This is a genomic window from Micrococcus sp. ACRRV, assembly GCF_022346985.1.
Classification (GTDB): domain Bacteria; phylum Actinomycetota; class Actinomycetes; order Actinomycetales; family Micrococcaceae; genus Micrococcus; species Micrococcus porci.
Genome location: NZ_JAKRNH010000164.1, coordinates 1 through 3,227 on the forward strand (window position 1 = coordinate 1; position 3,227 = coordinate 3,227).

Sequence of the window (3,227 nt, forward strand, 5' to 3'; positions counted from 1 at the left end):
GGCGCAGCGCGAAGACCACGGCGAGGGCGCACACCGTGACGCCCATGTCCTCCCGGACCGTGAGCAGCGCCGTGCCGAGGCCCAGGGCCAGCCAGGGGCGTTCCCCGTCGAGGGCCCAGCCCCAGTAGCTCAGCCGGACAGAGCAGCGGCCTTCTAATCCGCCGGTCGGGGGTTCGAATCCCTCCTGGGGCGCTTCCCGGCGCGCGACGCCGTCCATCGGGCCGCCGCGCCGGGCGTGGCGCCCCCGTCCCGAGGAGGCCCCATGCCCGCCCGTCGCTTCCCCGGTCAGGACCGCGTGCGCACCTGGCTCCACGCTCCCCGCCCCGCGGTCCCGGCCGTCGCCGTGACCCGCAGGCAGGGCCTGCACCTGGGCCTCGTCCTGCTCGCGTTCGCGGCCCTGAGCATCACGCACTCGTTCCTGCGGTTCGCCACCTACGAGGCCAAGGGCTACGACCTCGGCATCTTCGACCAGGTGGTGCGCCAGTACGCGCTGTTCAACGCCCCGCTCAGCTCCGTCAAGGGCGTCGACTTCAACATCCTGGGCGACCACTTCCACCCGATCCTCGCGCTCCTGGCCCCCACCTACTGGATCTGGCCGGACCCGAGGATGCTCGGGATCATCATGGCCCTCGCGCTCTGCGCCGCGGCGGTGGCCGTCTACCTCACGGCCCGCCGCCGGGTCTCCCACGGCTGGTCGCTCGCCGCGGCCGGCGTCGTGCTCTTCTCCTGGCCGTTCCAGGCCATGGTCAACTGGGACTTCCACGAGGTCACCCTCGGCGTGCCGATCATGGCGTGGCTCGTCTGGGCCCTCGACGGGGAACGCCCCTGGCTGGCCCTGGGCCTCGGCACGGCGCTGCTCACGGTCCGGGAGGACATGGGCGTCACGGTGTGCGCCCTCGCCGTGGTCTTCGCGCTGCGCCGCCGCTGGGTGCAGGCGGGCCTCGCGCTGGTCCTGGGCCTGGCCGGCTACTGGTTCGCGACCTCCGTGGCCATCCCCCACTTCTCCCCCACCGGCGGCTTCGGCTACTGGCAGTTCCAGGCCCTTGGGCCGGACATGGGCTCCTCGCTGCTGACGATCCTCACCCGGCCCTGGGAGGCCGTCGCGGCGCTGTTCGACCACCCGCTCAAGCTCGCCCTCTGGCTCCTGCACCTGGTGCCGCTGCTGTTCCTCCCCGTGCTCAGCCCGCTGACGCTGCTCGCGCTGCCGATCCTGCTCTCCCGCCTGTGGAACGACCGCCTGAACGTCTGGGCGCCGGTCTACCAGTACGACGCGATCCTCGCCCCGATCCTGCTGCTCGCCGCCCTCGAGGCGGCCACCGGCCTGGCCGCCCGGTTCCCCCGCGTCCGTCGGCTCCCGCAGGTCCTCCTCGCGTGGGCGGGTGCCGTCACGCTGGCCGGCACCGCGTTCCTCCCCCAGGTCTTCCCCTTCCACCGCACCCTCACGGGCCAGATGACGACGACGCAGCACGCCCGGGACCTCGACCAGGCGGTCGGGATGATCCCGGACGGGGTGTGCGTGGAGGCCGCCGACAACGCGGTCCCGCACCTCACGGACCGCACCCACGTGGGCCTGCACGGGGACATCGGCGACGACCTCGCCACCTGGATGATCGTGGACACCTCCGTCACCGAGCTCGGCGGCTGGGACCCGCTCACCCCGGACCAGGCGCTCGAGCGGGCGCGGCGCCTCGGCTTCGAGCGGGTGTGGTCTCAGGGCGACGTCGTCGTCCTCCACCACCCCACGCGCCCGGTCTCCGCGACCTGCACGGACTACCTGCGCCACCGCTGAGCGCGTCCCTCCCCCGGGGACGACGACGGCCCCGCCTCGATCAGGCGGGGGCCGTCGTCGGGCGGGGCGGCTCAGCGGGTGGGCTGGAGCCCGTGCCCGGCCGGGGGCAGGAGGAACCGGTCGGCGGCCCCGGTGAAGACGCCGGCGTTCGGGTCCTCGGCCACACCCGGGGCGAGGGGCTCGACCCCCTGCTCGAGGGCGGACCGGCGCACCGGATCCCGCTCGGGGTCGCGGATGTCGCGGATCACGGTCACGCAGATCCAGATCAGCGTGGCCATGTGCAGCACGATCCCGGAGGCGTACCAGACGGTGACCCAGGTCCCGCCGAACTCGCCGCCCGACGTGATCCGGGCGGACTCCATCCACACGCCGGCCCAGTGGAAGAACTCGGCGGCCTGCCAGATCCAGAACTGCTTGCGCCGCGGGGTGGCCAGCACCACGAGCGGGATCAGCCACATCACGAACTGCGGGGAGTACACCTTGCCCAGCAGCAGGAACGCGGCCACGATCAGCAGGCACAGCTGGGCCAGGCGCGGGCGGTGCCGGCTGGACAGGCCCAGGTATGCCACACCGACACAGCACAGGGCGAACAGCCCGTTGGAGATCACGGAGAACGCCGAGCCCGAGAGGCCCGTCCAGGTGAACGCCAGCCACATCGAGGAGAAGGACACCTCGCGGTCCCCGGAGAACGTGTAGAACCGGGACCACTGATCGAACGCGGTGAGCATGAAGGGCACGTTGACGGCCAGCCAGGCCGCAGCGCCGGCGGCCAGCGCGCCGAGGAACCCCCTCCAGCGGCCGGTGCGCAGGGCGAGCACGAGCAGCGCGCCGAAGAAGAACAGCGGGTAGAGCTTCATGGCGGCGCCGAGGCCCAGCAGGAGGCCGGAGAGGACGGGCCGGTCCTCACTCCAGGCCCACAGGGCGAGGGCGGCGAGCATCACGGCCCACAGGTCCCAGTTGAGCATGGAGGTCAGGATGATGCCGGGCGCCACGGCGACCAGCAGGGCATCCTTGGAGCGGCCGCGGGCCGTGAAGGCCGTGGCCACCACGACGGCCATCCAGCACAGCACCACGCCGGCCGCGTTGACGTCGAAGTACGTCACCGTGCGCTCGGCGAGCGTGCCGGTGGACGGCACCAGCCAGGAGCTCGCGCCCGCGACCACGGCCAGCAGCGCCGGGTACTCCATCCACTGCTCCTCCGGCAGCGGCGTGTAGAACGGGAAGTACCCGTCGGAGAGCCCGCGCGTCGGGAAGAGCTGCGCGAAGTCGGAGTAGCACATGTGCACGTGCACACCGGGGGTCGCCCAGCCGTTCAGCCGGCACCACTGCTTGGTGAGGAGGCCGACGACGGCGGCCGCCGCGGTGACGGCGATCAGCACGCCGATCCACCGCGGCGAGGGGCGGCCGGCGGGGCGGAGTCCGGCGGCCGCCCCTCGCC

2 protein-coding genes and 1 tRNA gene are annotated in these 3,227 nt (G+C 73.0%); 2 read left to right on the forward strand and 1 reads right to left on the reverse strand.

The features are described from left to right. Positions 1–118 precede the first annotated feature (118 nt). Both MHY29_RS11655 and MHY29_RS11660 read left to right on the forward strand, forming a co-directional pair. Positions 119–192: transfer RNA gene (locus tag MHY29_RS11655), tRNA-Arg, on the forward strand. A 70-nt stretch (positions 193–262) separates the two neighbouring features. Then, positions 263–1,789: a DUF2079 domain-containing protein gene (locus MHY29_RS11660; protein ID WP_224355096.1), complete on the forward strand. Its 1,527-nt coding sequence runs from the start codon at positions 263–265 to the stop codon at positions 1,787–1,789. A 71-nt stretch (positions 1,790–1,860) separates the two neighbouring features. Here the strand turns inward: MHY29_RS11660 and MHY29_RS11665 are convergent, their stop codons facing one another. Next, positions 1,861–3,168, reverse strand: coding sequence for a glycosyltransferase 87 family protein (locus MHY29_RS11665; protein ID WP_239241415.1), 1,308 nt, complete (start codon positions 3,166–3,168; stop codon positions 1,861–1,863). Positions 3,169–3,227: the final 59 nt, after the last annotated feature.

Coding starts and splice junctions, on each gene's coding strand:
- MHY29_RS11660 (WP_224355096.1), top strand. CDS start 263: ATGCCCGCCCGTCGCTTCCCCGGTCAGGACCGCGTGCGCACCTGGCTC.